The following is a 536-nucleotide window of genomic DNA, read 5'->3' as shown; positions in this document are numbered from 1 at the left end:
TCATTAATAATCAAAAAAAAGAAATTGAGCGTTTATATGAAAAATATACTGAGTCATTAGAGTGTTACCTATCTGGTAAATGTGATTTTGATACCGTGAATTCATGTGGAGACAGTTTTTTCGGCTATTTAGAACACTGCGCTGCACATAACAGAACAGTAGATGAATTAAATAATACTCAATGGAATCAATGGCTTGCAGAAACATGCATTGATGTTCTTCACCTTATCTTAGCTCATTACAAAAAATATAGAGAGGTAATGAATGATAATAGTATTAAACCAAGCTCCACTGCTTTTGCTTCAATGCAAAGGATAGTAAAAGCCCATGACAAACGTTCTGCAAAAGAAATAAGGAATCTTTTCGTTAATGAAGATATGCCAGTATATGGATTTGACAATAAAGGAAAAGAAAAATTGACAAAAGCACACGAGAGAATAGCGGCATTTAGCTTTGGCATTTTACTTGTTATTCTTTTTATAATAACCGCAATATTTATACCTAATCCAACGAACTTTCAATACACTTTCTTTCGA

Annotated in this window: 1 protein-coding gene; it reads left to right on the top strand. The window is 32.1% G+C overall.

From position 1 onward, the window contains the following. Positions 1 to 536, top strand: a 536-nt coding sequence (locus F1381_RS27965) for a hypothetical protein (protein ID WP_151738076.1), incomplete at both ends; no start/stop codon positions are given.

The organism is Paenibacillus tengchongensis, from assembly GCF_008973665.1.
Classification (GTDB): Bacteria; Bacillota; Bacilli; order Paenibacillales; family Paenibacillaceae; genus Paenibacillus_AQ; species Paenibacillus_AQ tengchongensis.
Note: the sequence above shows the minus strand (reverse complement) of the source record. Positions and strands in the feature narration are given on the sequence as shown.